The organism is Streptomyces sp. NPDC058662 (assembly GCF_042716255.1).
Classification (GTDB): domain Bacteria; phylum Actinomycetota; class Actinomycetes; order Streptomycetales; family Streptomycetaceae; genus Streptomyces.
Map to the genome: position 1 here is coordinate 1 of NZ_JBHXRU010000133.1, position 14,208 is coordinate 14,208.

Sequence of the window (14,208 nt, forward strand, 5' to 3'; positions counted from 1 at the left end):
CATACGCCGGAGCCCCCGCCCTCTCTCCTGAGGGCGGGGGCTCCGGCGTATGCGCCGCGGGGCGTCTCAGATCTCGTAGACCGCGCCCGAGTGCGCGAGGTCGACGGGGCCGTCGTAGACGGCGCGGGCGTCGGCCAGGTTCTGCCGCGCGTCGGTCCACGGCGGGATGTGGGTGAGGACGAGCCGGCCGACGCCGCCGCCGCGCGCGTACTCGCCGGCCTCGCGCCCGTTGAGGTGGAGGCCGGGGATGTCCTCCTTGCCGTGGGTGAAGGAGGCCTCGCAGAGGAACAGGTCGGCGCCCTCGGCGAGCAGGCCCAGCTCGGGGCAGGCGCCGGTGTCCCCGGAGTACGTGAGCGAGCGACCGCCGTGCTCGACGCGGATGCCGTAGGCCTCGACGGGGTGGCTGACCCGTTCGGTGCGGATCCGGAACGGGCCGATCTCGAAGGCCCCGGACTTCAGGGTGCGGAAGTCGAAGACCTCGCTCATCGAGCGCTCGTCGGGGAGGTCGTCGTAGGCGGTGACCAGGCGCTTCTCGGTGCCCTCGGGGCCGTAGACCGGCATGGTGCCGCAGCGGCCGCCCTCGTGCCGGTAGTAGCGGGCGACGAAGTACGCGCACATGTCGATGCAGTGGTCGGCGTGCAGATGGCTCAGGAAGATCGCGTCGAGGTCGTAGAGGCCGCAGTGGCGCTGCAGATCGCCGAGAGCGCCGTTGCCCATGTCGAGGAGCAGCCGGAAGCCGTCGGCCTCTACGAGGTAGCTCGAACAGGCCGAATCCGCGGACGGGAACGACCCCGAACAGCCGACGACGGTGAGCTTCATGGAGCGTGAACCTCCGAGGACGGTCCGTGGACGGAATGCGGGCCGTGCGTGGGTCGAGCGTAAGGCGCGAAACGTCCGGTCGCTCCTCCACGGCGGGCCGTTGTGGGGGGAATCACCTGCGCTGTCACCCGGGGGAGCGAAGGGGCCGCGGGTGTTGCCGCGGGACCGGCGGCGGTCGGCGGGACACCGCGTGGCGGCGGGGCTACGGTCGTTGTATGGACACGTCCTGGTGGCCGGCGGTCGCCGCTGCCCTGGCGGTGGCGCTCGGGGTGCTCATCGCCGGGCACCGGCTGGGCAGGCCCCGCCGGGACCCGCCCGCGCACGGGGCCGGCCCGCCGCCGCGCCCCCGGGCGGGTGAGCTGTGGCGCCTGGTTGACGGGCGGGTCTGCCTGGTCCTGGCGGTGGGCCCGGTACGGGAGCACCGGGCGCGGGTCGCGCTGATCACCGGGAAGTACGACGACCGGCGGGCCGGGGTGATCCCGCTGCCGCCGGGGACGGTCGGGGCCCAGGGCCGGGCGGGTTTCCTGGAGGCGGACCGGCCGCGCGAGGTGTCCCTGTGGGACTTCCGCGACCGGCTGGGGACGCTGGATCCGGCGCTGTGGGACGAGGTCAAGGGCCTGGGAGGCGGGCGGTGATCCGCCTGCGACGGGTGTACGAGGACCCGGAGCCGGGGGCGGACGGCGTACGGGTGCTCGTGGACCGGCTCTGGCCGCGGGGGCTGGCGAAGGCGGACGCGGCGGTGGACGAGTGGCCGCGGGTGCTCACGCCGTCGGCGGAGCTGCGGAAGTGGTTCCACGGCGGCGGCTCCGCCGGGGAGTTCCGGGCCCGGTACGAGGCGGAGCTGGGGGCGTCGGAGGCGGCGGCGGAACTGGCGCGGTTGCGGGAGCTGGCGGCGGCCGGGCCGCTGACACTGCTGACCGCGGTCAAGGACCCGTCCACCAGCCACGCCGCGATCCTCGCGGAACTGCTGACCGACTGACCGCCACCCCCGGCGGAACCGGAAGGGCCGTGCCGCCGCGCGGGCACGGCTCCCCCGGGCCGGGATTCGGTGGCCGTCCGGCTCCCCGGCAGGGGCTACGCCCAGAGCTGGCCCTGGAGCACCTCGATGGCCTCTTCCGTGGTGGCCGCCGTATAGACGCCCGTCGAGAGGTACTTCCAGCCGCCGTCGGCCACCACGAACACGATGTCCGCCGGCTCGCCCGCCGCCACGGCCTTGCGGCCCACGCCGATCGCCGCGTGCAGGGCCGCCCCCGTGGAGACGCCCGCGAAGATGCCCTCCAGCTGCAGCAGCTCCCGGGTGCGGGTGACCGCGTCCGCCGAGCCCACCGAGAAGCGCGTGGTCAGCACGGACGCGTCGTACAGCTCCGGGACGAAGCCCTCGTCCAGGTTGCGCAGGCCGTAGACCAGGTCGTCGTAGCGCGGTTCGGCGGCGACGATCTTGATGCCCTCGACGTGCTCGCGCAGGTAGCGGCCGACGCCCATCAGGGTTCCGGTCGTGCCCAGGCCGGCCACGAAGTGGGTGATGGACGGCAGGTCGGCGAGGATCTCCGGGCCCGTCGTGGCGTAGTGCGCGCCCGCGTTGTCCGGGTTGCCGTACTGGTAGAGCATCACCCAGTCCGGGTGCTCCGCCGCCAGTTCCTTGGCCACCCGGACCGCGGTGTTCGAACCGCCGGCGGCCGGCGACGGGATGATCTCGGCTCCCCACATGGCCAGCAGGTCGCGCCGCTCCTGGCTGGTGTTCTCCGGCATGACGCAGACGATGCGGTAGCCCTTGAGCTTGGCCGCCATCGCCAGCGAGATACCGGTGTTGCCCGAGGTGGGCTCCAGGATCGTGCAGCCCGGGAACAGCCGGCCGTCCTTCTCCGCCTGCTCGACCATGTGGAGCGCGGGGCGGTCCTTGATCGAGCCGGTCGGGTTGCGGTCCTCCAGCTTGGCCCAGATGCGGACGTCCTCGGAGGGCGACAGCCGGGGCAGCCGGACCAGCGGCGTGTTGCCGACCGCGGCCAGGGGGGAGTCGTAGCGCATTACTTCGATCCGCCGGCCACGGCCGGGAGGATGGTGACGCTGTCGCCGTCCTTGAGCGCGGTGGAGATGCCGTCGAGGAAGCGGACGTCCTCGTCGTTGAGGTAGACGTTGACGAAGCGGCGCAGCTCGCCGCCCTTCGACTCGTCGACGATGCGCTCCTGGATGCCCTTGTGGCGGGTCTCCAGGTCCGACAGGAGGTCGGCGAGCGTGGCGCCCTCACCGTTCACGGCCTTCTCGCCGTCGGTGTAGGTGCGGAGGATGGTGGGGATGCGGACCTCGATGGCCATGTCTGGCTCCAGTCGTGAAGAAGGGCGTACGGGCGAGGGCGTGGGGGCGCGGTGCGTCGGCCCCCCGCGCTACGGGGCTCTGGTGCTCAGACGGCAGGACAGATGGCGCTGGCGAGTCGGCACAGGTCGACGTGCAGCCGCGCCACGAGCAGCAGCCTGCCGGGCGTCTCGATGCTCACGTCGTGGGGAACCATGCGGTCATGTTAACGATTCCCGGTGCCCGGTTTGGAGTGTGATCCCGCATCGTGGACGGCAACCGCTCACATCGTGGTCAGTAGTTCGCCACGACCCGCACTTCCTCCTCGGTGATGACGCCCTCGACGATCCGGTAGGAGCGGAACTGGAACTCCCCGAGCCCGTCCTCGTCCGCCGTCGAGACCAGGACGTAGTGGGCGCCGGGCTCGTTCGCGTACGTGACGTCCGTGCGCGAGGGGTAGGCCTCCGTCGCGGTGTGGGAGTGGTAGACGATCACCGGCTCCTCGTCGCGGTCGTCGAGCTCGCGGTAGAGGGCGAGCAGGTCCTTCGAGTCGAACTCGTAGAACGTGGGCGAGCGGGCCGCGTTGAGCATCGGGATGAACCGCTCGGGGCGGTCGGTGCCCGCCGGGCCGGCCACGACTCCGCACGCCTCGTCGGGGTGGTCGCGGCGGGCGTGCTCGACGATCCGGTCGTGCAGGGCCTGGGTGAGGGTCAGCATGAGCGACAGGATAAGCAGACGGGCCCTCCCGTACCGAGGTGTGGTACGGGAGGGCCCGGATGCTGGACACGAGGCCGTGCCGAGAAGCCCTACGAGGCCTTGGTGAAGGCGGCGCCGCGCGGGTCCCGTGACTTGAGGACCAGGTAGGTCACGCCCAGCAGCAGACCCCACAGCGGAGCGCAGTACAGCGAGACGCGGGCGTCCTTGTCCACGCCCATCATCACGATGACCATGCCGATGAACAGCAGCGCGAACCAGCTGGTCCACGGGGCGCCGGGGGCCCGGAAGGACGACTGCGGCAGCTCGCCGCGGTCGGCCTTGGCGCGGTAGCGGATCTGGCAGACCAGGATCATGATCCAGGCCCACATGCCGGAGATGGTGGCGAAGGAGACGACGTAGTCGAAGGCCTTGCCCGGGGCGATGTAGTTGATCCAGACGCCCACCAGCATCAGCGCGGCGGAGAAGGTGGTGCCGAGGAGCGGGGTGCCGTTCTTCGTGAGCCGGGTGAAGAACGCCGGGCCCTGGCCGTTGAGCGCGAGGTCGCGCAGCATGCGGCCGGTGGAGTACATGCCCGAGTTGCAGGAGGACAGCGCCGCGGTCAGCACCACGAAGTTCACGATGGCGGCGCCGACGCCCAGGCCCATGCGCTCGAAGGCGGCGACGAAGGGCGAGACACCGGGCTGGAAGTGCGTCCACGGGACGACCGACAGGATCATGATGAGCGCGCCGACGTAGAAGACGGCGATGCGCCACGGCACGGTGTTGATGGCCTTGGGCAGGGTCTTCTCGGGGTCCTTGGACTCGCCGGCGGTGACGCCGACCAGCTCGACCGCGAGGAAGGCGAACATCACGATCTGCAGGGTCATCAGCGTGCCGCCGATGCCCTTGGGGAAGAAGCCGCCGTCGTTCCACAGGTTGCTGACGGTGGCGGTGTCGCCCGCGTCGGAGAAGCCGATGGTCAGGATGCCGGCGCAGATCAGGATCATGCCGACGATGGCGGTGACCTTCACCATGGAGAACCAGAACTCCAGCTCACCGAAGAGCTTCACGGAGATCAGGTTGGCGCCGTAGAGGATGACCGTGAAGATCAGCGCGTAGGCCCACTGCGGGAAGCTGTCGTGGGTCCAGTACGACATGTACTGCGCGGCGGCGGTGACCTCGGTGATGCCGGTGACCACCCAGAAGAGCCAGTACGTCCAGCCGGTCACGTACCCCCAGAACGGGCCCAGGAACTCGCGGGCGTAGTCCGAGAAGGAACCGGAGACGGGGCGGTACATGAGCAGCTCGCCCAGGGCCCGCATGATGAAGAAGATGACCAGGCCCGCGATGGCGTAGGCCAGGATCAGGCTCGGGCCGGCCTTGGAGATCGCCTTGCCGGCGCCCAGGAACAGGCCGGTGCCGATGGCTCCGCCGATCGCGATCATCTGGATCTGACGGGCTCCGAGCGCGCGGTGGTAACCGTCCCCGCCGCCGTCGCCCGAGGTGCCCTCGCCGGGCGTCTTGCCGTGCTGCTCGACCTGCACAGAGGTCATGTCTGGTGCGCCTTTCTCCACGCCGGTCCGCGCCTTCGACAGGCCGCGGATCGGGTCCTCGATCCCCCCGGATACGGATGGAGTTGCACGCCGGCGGTCAGCCGGTTGAAGCAGGCCGGGAGACAGGGGTGGCGTCCCGTCGGCGGTCGTGAAGATTTATCACGGGCTTACGGGTGCGCGGGGGTTAGAAATGTGACGCGGGGCACCAAAATTTCGGGACAAGCGCCCTGAAACAGATCAGATCACCGCATGGCGGTGATCTGATCGTTATCCGGATTTGAGCGTCCGCTGAGCGAACGGCCGGGGTGCCGGGGGCAGCCCTGCCGGCATCCGGCGCACGCCCGCCGGCGGCCTCAGAGGGTTTCGATGAGGGTCTCCTGGAGCCCGCCGAGCCACAGGTACGCCATCACCATCGGCTTGCGCGGATCGTCGTCCGGCAGCCGGAACAGCAGGGCGCTCTCGTCGTCCTCGGTGATCTCCAGGCGGGCCGCGATGGTCAGGCGCAGGTCGTTGAGCGCGCCGAGCCAGCGCAGCGGCTCCTCGCCGGTGAGTTCCAGCACGGCCGCCCCGTCGCCGCCCGGGCTGAGCGCGTCCAGGCTCCGTACGACGGCGAGCGCGTCCTCCCGTTTGCGGGTGCGCAGGTCGTTCTCGGTGAAGCGGCGGAACTCGGCCGAGCGGGCCGCCAGCTCCTCCGGGTCCACACCCGCGTCGCCGGCGCCGTCCGGCGCCCCGTACGCGTCGGGGAACAGCCGGGCCAGGGCCGGGTCGGAGGGGGGCTCGGAGGGCCCCTCGGCGAAGAGCGCGGCCAGCGGGTCGGCGTCCGCCGCGGGCTCGGGGGCGCCCGGCCCGATCAGCTCCAGCAGCTGGACGGCGAGGGAGCGCAGGATGGAGATCTCGATCTCGTCGAGGGCGATGGCGGCGCCGCCGCCCTTGAGGCTCTCGAACATGCCGGCGGACCGCCCCATCAGAAACGGTCCTGGGAGAGGGTCGCCCACAGGCCGTAGCCGTGCATGGCCTGCACGTCGCGCTCCATCTCCTCGCGGGTGCCGCTGGAGACGACCGCCCGCCCCTTGTGGTGGACGTCGAGCATCAGCTTGTGCGCCTTGTCCTTGGGGTAGCCGAAGTACGCCTGGAACACGTACTCCACGTAGCTCATGAGGTTGACCGGGTCGTTGTGCACCAGGGTCACCCAGGGGACGTCGGGTTCCGGGACCGCGAAGGTCTCTTCGGCCGATTCGGTGCGTTCGATCTCAATGGGAGCAACACTCACTCGTCCCATGCTGCCACTGCGAGGGGCCCGTCGCACAAACGAGTCCTACATCTCGTCACTCTGACGAAATGTGCGCTAGCATCCGTGCCATGAACCCTGCGGACCTGGGCCTGCCGGTGGACGTGCCGTCGACAGCGCTCTTCACGGACCATTACGAGCTCACGATGCTTCAGGCCGCGCTGGCCAACGGCACCGCCGACCGCCGCTCGGTCTTCGAGGTCTTCACCCGGCGGCTGCCCGAGGGGCGCCGCTACGGAGTGGTCGCCGGAACGGGCCGGGTGCTGGACGCGGTGGAGAACTTCCGCTTCGACGGCGCGGTACTGGAGTTCCTGCGCGACCGGGCCGTCGTCGACATGCGGACCCTGGACTGGCTGGCCTCCTACCGCTTCTCCGGCGACATCTGGGGCTACCCGGAGGGGGAGGTCTACTTCCCCGGCTCGCCGATCCTGCGGGTGGAGGGCAGCTTCGCCGAGTGCGTGCTGCTGGAGACGGTGATCCTCTCGATCCTGAACCACGACTCGGCGATCGCGGCGGCCGCGTCGCGGATGTCCTCGGCGGCGGGCGGGCGGCCGCTCATCGAGATGGGCGCGCGGCGCACGCACGAGCTGGCCGCCGTGGCCTCGGCCCGGGCCGCGTACGTGGGCGGCTTCACCTCGACCTCGGACCTGGCGGCCGGCTTCCGGTACGGGATCCCGACGGTCGGCACGAGCGCCCACGCCTTCACGCTGGTGCACGACGCCGAGCGGGACGCGTTCACGGCGCAGGTGGCCTCGCTGGGCCGCGGCACGACCCTGCTGGTGGACACGTACGACGTGGCCGAGGCGGTGCGCACGGCCGTGGAGGTCGCCGGTACGGAGCTGGGCGCGGTCCGCATCGACTCGGGCGACCTGCTGCTGGTCGCGCACCGGGTGCGGCAGCAGCTGGACGAGCTCGGAGCGACCTCGACGCGGATCGTGGTCACCTCGGACCTGGACGAGTACGCGATCGCCTCCCTGGCGGCCGCTCCGGTCGACGCGTACGGGGTGGGCACGCAGCTGGTGACGGGCAGCGGGCACCCGACGTGCTCGATGGTCTACAAGCTGGTGGCCCGCGCGACCTCGGCCGACCCGAAGGCGGCGCTGGCGCCCGTCGCCAAGAAGTCCTCGGGCGGCAAGACCTCGATCGGCGGCCGGAAGTGGGCGGCCCGCCGGGCCGACGCGGAGGGCGTCGCCGAGGCGGAGGTCGTCGGCACCGGGCCGGTGCCGGCCGCGCTGGCGGACCGGCAGCTCCTGACGCAGCTGGTCAAGGCGGGCGAGGTGGTCGCCCGCGAGCCGCTGGAAGCCGCCCGTGACCGCCACCGCGCGGCCCTCGCGGGGCTGCCGCTCTCGGCGACGCAGCTGTCCCGGGGCGAGGCCGTGATCCCGACGGAGTACGCGTAGCCCCCGCGCCCCCGCCGGCGTACCGGGCCCGGGCGCGGAGCGCGGTACCGGGCCCGGGGCGGGGCCGCAGTTTCGGGTAGGGGCGGGGCGGGGGAAGAGCCCCGGCGGGGCCCCGCCGCACCACACCGACAGGACCGACAAGCCGAAGGGCACGCGCCATGCACCGCGCACTGATCGTCGTCGACGTACAGAACGACTTCTGCGAGGGCGGCAGCCTCGCGGTCACCGGCGGAGCCGATGTCGCCGCCGCCATCACCGAGCTCATCGGACAGGCCACCCCCGGGTACCGGCACGTCGTCGCCACCCGGGACCACCACATCGACCCCGGCTCCCACTTCGCCCACCCCCCGGCCGAGCCGGACTACGAGACCTCCTGGCCCGTCCACTGCGTCGCCGGGACCGAGGGCGTCGGCTTCCACCCGAACTTCGCGCCCGCCGTGGCCTCGGGCGCGGTCGCCGCCGTGTTCGACAAGGGGGCGTACGAGGCCGCGTACAGCGGCTTCGAGGGGGCCGACGAGAACGGGGCGGTCCTCGCCGACTGGCTGCGCGAGCGGCACGTGACCGAGGTGGACGTGGTCGGGATCGCCACCGACCACTGCGTCCGCGCCACCGCCCTGGACGCCGTCCGGGCCGGATTCACGGTGCGGGTGCTGCTGGACCTGACGGCCTCCGTCGCGCCGCACACCGCCGCGCGGGCCCTGGAGGAGCTCCGGTCGGCCGGAGTCCACCTGGTCGGCGGCCGGGCCGCGGGCCCCGCGTAGCGGCCTGCGGAGGGCGCCGCGCGGGGTCCGCGGCCCGGCCGCGAGCCGGACCGCGCACGACGCCCCGGCCGGACCGCGTAGGACGCCCGGCGTGGACCGCGTAGGACGCCCGGCGTGGACCGCGTGCGGCGCCCGGGCCGGGACCGCGTACGGCGCCCCGGCGTGGACCGGCGCTCCCTCCGGGCCCGGCGCCCCGGTCAGGGGCGGGCCGCGCCGTCCAGGAGGGCGCGGATCGGGTGCCACAGCTCCTCCGCGCGGTCCGGCGCGCAGCGCCACAGGAGGCCGTCCGGGTGGTGCAGGACCGCCGTCACCTCGTCGGGGGTCGGCGGCCGCGCGTTGCCCCGCAGGTACACGGCCCGCATGCCGAGGTTCCGCAGCCTGGTCAGGGCGCGGGCCCGGTTCGCGGCGTGCACCAGCACGCGGACGCTTCCGCCCTCGCCGGACGGCCTCGGCAGTGTGAGCGCGACCACCACACTGCCGCCCGGCAATCTGACGAAACCTCCACCTGGCATGGCTGTCATCTCCCCCGTCAATAAGAAACTGGCACCACGCATCTAAACGCGAACGGCCGCCGCCCGCTAGAGGGCGACGGCCGATCATGCTTTGACCTGCGGGTTTACCGAATTACTTGGAAGAGGGTCCGACCTCGACCGTCATGACGAGACCGTCGTAGGTCTCCTTGAGGATCTTGATCTTGGTGTTGGTGTCAGTGACCTTCACCGAGCCGGTCGGGTTCTCGTCGTAGTAGTACTTGCCCTTGCGGTCGTCGAAGGCCAGGTTGGCCGCCTTCGGCTTCAGGAAGAGCGACTCGCCGTTCTTGTGCAGCGTGAACGCGTCCGTCGAGTAGGCGCTGAAGGTCGCGTCGTACGGCTGGATCTTGTTCCGCAGCAGCGTGCCGTCCGCCCACTTCATGGGCTTGGCGTTGGCGTCGACCGGGAGGATCAGACCCTGGCCGGGGTGCTGGCTGGTGTTGTTGTCCTTCTGCGAGGTGTCCCACTGCCAGATCAGCAGACCGTCCTGGTACGGGTAGTGCTCGACCCAGTCCGGACGGGTGTTGCCGAAGCCGAAGTTGTACGGGCCGACCTTGAGGGTCTGGTCGTACGAGACGTAGCGGCGGTTCTCGGCCAGGTAGTACTGGGCGTACTCCTTGGTGAAGCCGGCGCCGATGCGCGAGAAGCCCTTGCCGGTCCAGCCGTTGTCGCCGTTCTCGGCGCCGTCGGTGAACAGCGGGGCGCCGTCCGCGGTCAGGGTGACGGCGTCGGCCGTGAAGCCCTTGCCGCCCGCGCCGCCGTCCGTCTGGTAGCGGAAGCGGAGGTCGACCTTCTTGCCCGCGTAGGCGTCGAGCGGGAAGCTCAGCGTCTTCCAGGCCTCGGAGGCACCGGTCAGCGAGGGGTTGCCGCCCGCGTCGACCGGGAGGGCCACGCCGTCGGCCGTACCCGCGAGGGCGGTCCAGTTGGCGCCGCCGTCGGTGGACACCTCGGTGTAGAGGAAGTCGTACTCGGCCTCGATGTCCCACCAGCCCTTGAGGGACAGGGCGGCGGTGGACTTGCCGGTGAGGTCGACCGAGCGGGTCAGGGTGTTCTTGAGGTCGTCGCCCATGTTGCTCCACCACTGCGAGGAGCCCTCGGCGGGAGCGACGACGTCGGTCTTGACCTGCTTCTTCGGCAGCTCGACGACCAGCGCCTGCTTGTCCTTGGTGTTGTACGCCGCGACGCCCAGCTTGTGCGTGGACTTCGTGGCGGCCTTGGCCTCGTCGTAGTTCAGCCAGCCCAGCTGGAGCTTGTCCCAGGCGGTCATGTCGCCCGGCATGTCGCCTATGGACTCCTTGCCGGTACCGAGCCAGGAGCCGGCCGACATCAGGGACCAGAAGCCGACGCTGTTCTCGCCGCCACCGGAGGTGTCGTAGAGGTCCGGCAGGCCGAGGTCGTGGCCGTACTCGTGCGCGAAGACGCCGAGGCCGCCGTTCTCGGGCTGCATGGTGTAGTCGCCGACCCAGATGCCGGTGTCGCCGATCTGGGCGCCGCCGGCCTTGTTGTTCTCCGGGCCGGTCTTGCCCGCGTTGGTGCCGTACGCGTACCAGCGGTGCGCCCACAGCGCGTCCGGGCCCTGCACGCCGCCGCCGGCCGACTCGTCCTCGCCCGCGTGGACGATCTGGAAGTGGTCGATGTAGCCGTCGGACTCGTTGAAGTTGCCGTCGGCGTCGAAGTCGTAGCGGTCCCACTGGTCGTACTGGGACAGCTGCGCCTTGATCTGCGCGTCGGTCTTGCCGGCCGCCTTCTGGGCCTGCGTCCACGCGAGGACGCCGTCCTTGACGGTGTCCCACACGTTGGAGCAGTTGCTCTGGCCGCAGTAGTTCGAGCCGTAGCGGGCCTCGTTGTACGGGACCTTGACCCAGTCGGAGACCTCGCCCTCGACCGAGTAGCGGCCCGAGGAGGTCTTCTCGTAGTAGGTCTTCAGCGAGTGCTTGCCCTGGCCGGTACCGAAGTACAGCTCCTGGAAGTACTCGCGGCTGAAGTCCTTGCGCCAGGCCGTGCTGTTGTCGCTCGCGCGGTCCGGCTGCGCGATCTGGTTGCGCAGCGGACCGGGGGTGCCCCCGTACTTCGGGACGGGCGGCTTGGGGCCGGGGCCGTCGGGGTCGTGCATGGTCGAGCCGTCGACCTGGTCGCCGAACTCGACGAGGATCGTGAAGATCTTGTCGGTCTTCTCGCGGCCGAGCTCGACGTACTTCTTGTCGTCGAGCTTGACGACCTTCGAGGCACCGCGCTGCTCGACGTCCTTCTTGCCGCTCAGCACCTGCTGCAGGGCGGCCTCGCGCTGCTGCGCCTGCTGCTCGCTGAACGGGCCGTTGAGGTTGTGCTCGACCTTCTCCTTGGCCGGAGCGGTCGGGTCCTGGCGGTCCGCGGCGGGCGCGCCCAGCGGACTCGGGTTGGCCTGTGCGGTAGCCGTGAAGAAGACTCCCGAGGCCGCGGTCGCGGCCAGGGTCACACCGACTGCGGCGGTGCGCATGGCTCGTCTACGGGCGGAATTGCTGGTCACTTGATGTCGTTCCCCTCCCGCGGCCGCAACGTAGGTCGGAACGTCTCCATAGGAGCGGGGGGTTCCGCGCGGCGCGCGTCTCAAGTGACGACATTTGACCGGAGAGAAGCAAGAAAAGACAGACCTTGACTTGGTCCTTACAACTGCACTATGCGGTCAGCCAGTTCCGCTATCCGGACGTTCTGTTGCCTTACGGGGCGAAGGGCGCTTCCAAGCCGTACATCAGTCGCATTTGCGCCATGTTTCGACCCCGGTGACCGCGCGCGGAATGAACCTGTGCGCCCCCCGTGCTCCAGCACCGTGGGTTAGGTCACGCTTACTGGCGGTTCCACTCGGGCATCTCCCGTCGTAGAGTCACTTGACGCGCGACCTAGTTGAGCCGACTCCCCCTCCCCTCCCTGAGGACGGATATCGCCATGCCGCGTCCGACTGCCGCACAGCTCGCCTACGGTTCCGCCACCGTCGTCGTGTCGACCATCGCCATGCTGCTGCTCTCACGGACGAGCACCGGGCTGGGAGTCGCGGTCATCTCCGCGGCCGCTCTCGCCCTCGGCCTGCTCGTCGCCGTCACCGTCCCGGCCCCCCGGCGCCGGGGCCGCCACGCGGCCCCCGCAGGCACCGCGGCGGCCTCTTCGGGCCCCCGGGTGCCCGAGCCCCGGACGGCTCCGGCCGAGCACCCCGTGCACCACTAGGACTTCTTCCGGCGACCGCCCCGCCGCGGGGCGCGTCCCCGGGGTACGACGCGGCACGGGCGGCCTCCACTGAGGGAGACCGCCCGCGAACCGGCATGCGCCGCACGGGTGTTCAGTTCGAGCGGACCACCACGGTCTTCGCGACCTTGTCGTGCAGGCCCTGCTTGTAGGGCTTGTCGACGAGGATCGAGATGATGAGCGCGATCGGCCACAGGCAGAAGCAGCAGATCAGCGTCGGCAGCCAGAGCAGGGCGGCCCGGCTCAGGGACGCGCCGGACGGCGGGACGGTGCCGTCGTTGAGCATCGCGACGCGCAGGCCCATCGCCTTCTTGCCGAGGGTCCGGCCGTCCTTCTTGGTGAACCACCAGTCGTACCCGACGTACGCGACGATCGAGATCAAGGTCATGATCAGGCCGCTGCCGCTGTAGGACCTGGTGAAGACCTCGGCGACGTCCTCGCCCTCGTTCGTCTCGACCGTGTACCGGTTCGTGCCAAAGGCCAGCTGGATGAGGAACAGCGGGACGGCGATGATCAGTACGTCGATGAGGCGCGCGGCGATCCGCTTGCCGATGTCGGCGAGCGGCGGCATCCCGGCGAGCGGATCGGGCATGCCTCCCCCACCGCCGTAGGGGTCACCGCCGCCGTACGGGGGCGGTGGCGGGGGCGGGAATCCCCCGCCGCCCGCGCCCCCGGGGGGTGGCGGCGCAGATCCGCCTCCGGGCGGCGGCGAGCCGTACGGCGAACCGCCCGACGGAGGCGTCGGTTCCTGGGGCTTCTTGAGGAACGGGTCGTCCTCGGGCGGCTGGCCCGGCGGCGGCTGGTCGGTACTCATGGCCCGAGTCGAACCCGGGTCCGCCGGCCCCGCAACGGGACACGGTCCATTCGGGGGAGGAGGGGCTCCCGGGCGGCTCAGCGGGCCACGTACGTCTTCGCCGCCCTGTCGTGCCAGGCCCGTCGGCGCCCGCGGTCCGCGAGGCACGCCAGGCTGCCGGGGATGCCGAGGAACGCGTACACCAGCCACCGGCGCAGGGCGGCGCCGAACGTGGGCGGGCGCAGGGTCGCGGTGGCCAGGACCCGGACTCCGCAGAGCTTCTTGCCCGGGGTGCGGCCCCAGCGCGCGGTGGGCAGGACCTCGTACAGGACGCCGAAGAGCAGCACGGCCGCGAAGACGAATCCCAGCTGGCCCGCGACGGTGCCGTCGACAAGCCAGACGGTGGTGGCGCGGCCGCTGCTGCGGGCGGCGTCCACCTTGGCCTGGAGGTGCGTGGTGGCGGCGGGGACGAGGGGCAGGGCGGCGCCCGCCGCGACGGCCGCGAGGACGAGGGAGTCCAGGGCCCGCGCCAGGGCCCGGCGCGGCAGCCCGGCGGGCCGCACGGCGCGCTCGGCCATCCGCTCGAACACCTCCCGGGGCGTGCCGGAGCGGGCGGCCCGGGAGCCCTCCCGGGGCTCTCCGGGGCGCGGGGCCCAGGACCGGGGGCCCGCGGCGGCCGGGTCCGCCGCCGCGCCGGACGCCGGGTCCGCCGCCTCCTGCCGGGGCACCGACGGGCGGACTCCGGCGGGCCTGGGCGGCCACACCTCCGGGGCCGCCGGGCGGTCCATGGCCGCCGGGAGGCCGGGGCGGACCTCCTCGGGGCGGCGGGTTGCGGGCTCGGGCCCGGCGGGGCGGTCCTCGTC

General features: G+C 71.6%; 17 protein-coding genes. 5 read left to right on the forward strand and 12 right to left on the reverse strand.

Going from position 1 to position 14,208, the window contains the following annotated elements; translation table 11 throughout:
- Window positions 1–66: 66 nt before the first annotated feature.
- Complete coding sequence (locus ACFWUQ_RS28905) at window positions 67–819, reverse strand: MBL fold metallo-hydrolase (RefSeq protein WP_384543879.1); 753 nt, start codon at window positions 817–819, stop codon at window positions 67–69.
- Window positions 820–1,034: 215 nt separating this feature from the next.
- On the opposite strand from ACFWUQ_RS28905, the gene ACFWUQ_RS28910 reads away from it, so the two are divergent.
- Together ACFWUQ_RS28910 and ACFWUQ_RS28915 are read left to right on the forward strand one after the other, a co-directional pair.
- Window positions 1,035–1,454 (forward strand): hypothetical protein, encoded by a 420-nt coding sequence (locus ACFWUQ_RS28910; RefSeq protein ID WP_384543881.1) that lies wholly within the window; start codon window positions 1,035–1,037, stop codon window positions 1,452–1,454.
- Complete coding sequence (locus ACFWUQ_RS28915) at window positions 1,451–1,798, forward strand: DUF488 domain-containing protein (RefSeq protein ID WP_384543883.1); 348 nt, start codon at window positions 1,451–1,453, stop codon at window positions 1,796–1,798. The genes ACFWUQ_RS28910 and ACFWUQ_RS28915 overlap by 4 nt, the downstream gene beginning before the upstream one ends.
- A gap of 95 nt (window positions 1,799–1,893) precedes the next feature.
- On the opposite strand, the gene ACFWUQ_RS28920 is transcribed toward ACFWUQ_RS28915, so the two are convergent.
- The 7 genes from ACFWUQ_RS28920 to clpS form a co-directional block, all read right to left on the reverse strand.
- A complete protein-coding gene (locus ACFWUQ_RS28920) occupies window positions 1,894–2,844 on the reverse strand; it encodes a PLP-dependent cysteine synthase family protein (RefSeq protein ID WP_384543885.1) in 951 nt (316 codons plus the stop codon).
- The gene (locus ACFWUQ_RS28925; protein ID WP_384543887.1) at window positions 2,844–3,131 is read right to left on the reverse strand and encodes a MoaD/ThiS family protein; all 288 of its coding nucleotides are present in this window, start codon (window positions 3,129–3,131) and stop codon (window positions 2,844–2,846) included. The genes ACFWUQ_RS28920 and ACFWUQ_RS28925 overlap by 1 nt, the downstream gene beginning before the upstream one ends.
- An 86-nt stretch (window positions 3,132–3,217) precedes the next feature.
- Entirely contained in the window at window positions 3,218–3,325 is a 108-nt protein-coding gene (locus ACFWUQ_RS28930; RefSeq protein WP_384543889.1) for a putative leader peptide, read from the reverse strand.
- A 77-nt stretch (window positions 3,326–3,402) separates the two neighbouring features.
- Window positions 3,403–3,825 (reverse strand): Mov34/MPN/PAD-1 family protein, encoded by a 423-nt coding sequence (locus tag ACFWUQ_RS28935; protein ID WP_384543891.1) that lies wholly within the window; start codon window positions 3,823–3,825, stop codon window positions 3,403–3,405.
- 89 nt (window positions 3,826–3,914) lie between these two features.
- The gene (locus ACFWUQ_RS28940; protein WP_384543893.1) at window positions 3,915–5,357 is read right to left on the reverse strand and encodes an amino acid permease; all 1,443 of its coding nucleotides are present in this window, start codon (window positions 5,355–5,357) and stop codon (window positions 3,915–3,917) included.
- Window positions 5,358–5,710: 353 nt separating this feature from the next.
- Complete coding sequence (locus ACFWUQ_RS28945; protein ID WP_384543895.1) at window positions 5,711–6,322, reverse strand: DUF2017 domain-containing protein; 612 nt, start codon at window positions 6,320–6,322, stop codon at window positions 5,711–5,713.
- Window positions 6,322–6,636 carry an ATP-dependent Clp protease adapter ClpS gene (gene clpS, locus ACFWUQ_RS28950; RefSeq protein WP_384543897.1) on the reverse strand — a complete coding sequence of 105 codons (315 nt, stop codon included), beginning with the start codon at window positions 6,634–6,636 and terminating at the stop codon, window positions 6,322–6,324. The genes ACFWUQ_RS28945 and clpS overlap by 1 nt, the downstream gene beginning before the upstream one ends.
- An 80-nt stretch (window positions 6,637–6,716) precedes the next feature.
- Between clpS and ACFWUQ_RS28955 the strand changes: the two genes are divergently transcribed.
- Both ACFWUQ_RS28955 and ACFWUQ_RS28960 read left to right on the forward strand, forming a co-directional pair.
- Window positions 6,717–8,045, forward strand: coding sequence for a nicotinate phosphoribosyltransferase (locus ACFWUQ_RS28955; RefSeq protein WP_384543899.1), 1,329 nt, complete (start codon window positions 6,717–6,719; stop codon window positions 8,043–8,045).
- Window positions 8,046–8,203: 158 nt separating this feature from the next.
- Window positions 8,204–8,806, forward strand: a complete 603-nt coding sequence (locus ACFWUQ_RS28960; RefSeq protein WP_384543901.1) for an isochorismatase family protein — start codon at window positions 8,204–8,206, stop codon at window positions 8,804–8,806.
- A gap of 197 nt (window positions 8,807–9,003) precedes the next feature.
- Here ACFWUQ_RS28960 and ACFWUQ_RS28965 read toward each other — a convergent pair whose 3' ends face one another.
- Entirely contained in the window at window positions 9,004–9,318 is a 315-nt protein-coding gene (locus ACFWUQ_RS28965; protein WP_384543903.1) for a hypothetical protein, read from the reverse strand.
- Window positions 9,319–9,430: 112 nt separating this feature from the next.
- Window positions 9,431–11,812, reverse strand: a complete 2,382-nt coding sequence (locus ACFWUQ_RS28970; protein ID WP_384543905.1) for an immune inhibitor A domain-containing protein — start codon at window positions 11,810–11,812, stop codon at window positions 9,431–9,433.
- Between the two features lie 446 nt (window positions 11,813–12,258).
- On the opposite strand from ACFWUQ_RS28970, the gene ACFWUQ_RS28975 reads away from it, so the two are divergent.
- Complete coding sequence (locus ACFWUQ_RS28975; RefSeq protein WP_384543907.1) at window positions 12,259–12,534, forward strand: hypothetical protein; 276 nt, start codon at window positions 12,259–12,261, stop codon at window positions 12,532–12,534.
- 112 nt (window positions 12,535–12,646) lie between these two features.
- On the opposite strand, the gene ACFWUQ_RS28980 is transcribed toward ACFWUQ_RS28975, so the two are convergent.
- Both ACFWUQ_RS28980 and ACFWUQ_RS28985 read right to left on the reverse strand, forming a co-directional pair.
- On the reverse strand, window positions 12,647–13,366 hold the full coding sequence (locus ACFWUQ_RS28980) for an RDD family protein (RefSeq protein WP_384543909.1): 720 nt from the start codon (window positions 13,364–13,366) through the stop codon (window positions 12,647–12,649).
- Between the two features lie 77 nt (window positions 13,367–13,443).
- A partial coding sequence (locus ACFWUQ_RS28985) for an RDD family protein (RefSeq protein ID WP_384543911.1) occupies window positions 13,444–14,208 on the reverse strand: 765 nt, incomplete at its 5' end.

What these genes read in the sequence shown, in the direction of transcription:
- ACFWUQ_RS28905 (WP_384543879.1), bottom strand. Translation starts at nt 819, where the DNA reads ATGAAGCTCACCGTCGTCGGCTGTTCGGGGTCGTTCCCGTCCGCGGAT.
- ACFWUQ_RS28910 (WP_384543881.1), top strand. Translation starts at nt 1,035, where the DNA reads ATGGACACGTCCTGGTGGCCGGCGGTCGCCGCTGCCCTGGCGGTGGCG.
- ACFWUQ_RS28920 (WP_384543885.1), bottom strand. Translation starts at nt 2,844, where the DNA reads ATGCGCTACGACTCCCCCCTGGCCGCGGTCGGCAACACGCCGCTGGTC.
- ACFWUQ_RS28925 (WP_384543887.1), bottom strand. Translation starts at nt 3,131, where the DNA reads ATGGCCATCGAGGTCCGCATCCCCACCATCCTCCGCACCTACACCGAC.
- ACFWUQ_RS28930 (WP_384543889.1), bottom strand. Translation starts at nt 3,325, where the DNA reads ATGGTTCCCCACGACGTGAGCATCGAGACGCCCGGCAGGCTGCTGCTC.
- ACFWUQ_RS28935 (WP_384543891.1), bottom strand. Translation starts at nt 3,825, where the DNA reads ATGCTGACCCTCACCCAGGCCCTGCACGACCGGATCGTCGAGCACGCC.
- ACFWUQ_RS28940 (WP_384543893.1), bottom strand. Translation starts at nt 5,357, where the DNA reads ATGACCTCTGTGCAGGTCGAGCAGCACGGCAAGACGCCCGGCGAGGGC.
- ACFWUQ_RS28945 (WP_384543895.1), bottom strand. Translation starts at nt 6,322, where the DNA reads ATGGGGCGGTCCGCCGGCATGTTCGAGAGCCTCAAGGGCGGCGGCGCC.
- clpS (WP_384543897.1), bottom strand. Translation starts at nt 6,636, where the DNA reads ATGGGACGAGTGAGTGTTGCTCCCATTGAGATCGAACGCACCGAATCG.
- ACFWUQ_RS28955 (WP_384543899.1), top strand. Translation starts at nt 6,717, where the DNA reads ATGAACCCTGCGGACCTGGGCCTGCCGGTGGACGTGCCGTCGACAGCG.
- ACFWUQ_RS28960 (WP_384543901.1), top strand. Translation starts at nt 8,204, where the DNA reads ATGCACCGCGCACTGATCGTCGTCGACGTACAGAACGACTTCTGCGAG.
- ACFWUQ_RS28965 (WP_384543903.1), bottom strand. Translation starts at nt 9,318, where the DNA reads ATGCCAGGTGGAGGTTTCGTCAGATTGCCGGGCGGCAGTGTGGTGGTC.
- ACFWUQ_RS28970 (WP_384543905.1), bottom strand. Translation starts at nt 11,812, where the DNA reads ATGCGCACCGCCGCAGTCGGTGTGACCCTGGCCGCGACCGCGGCCTCG.
- ACFWUQ_RS28975 (WP_384543907.1), top strand. Translation starts at nt 12,259, where the DNA reads ATGCCGCGTCCGACTGCCGCACAGCTCGCCTACGGTTCCGCCACCGTC.
- ACFWUQ_RS28980 (WP_384543909.1), bottom strand. Translation starts at nt 13,366, where the DNA reads ATGAGTACCGACCAGCCGCCGCCGGGCCAGCCGCCCGAGGACGACCCG.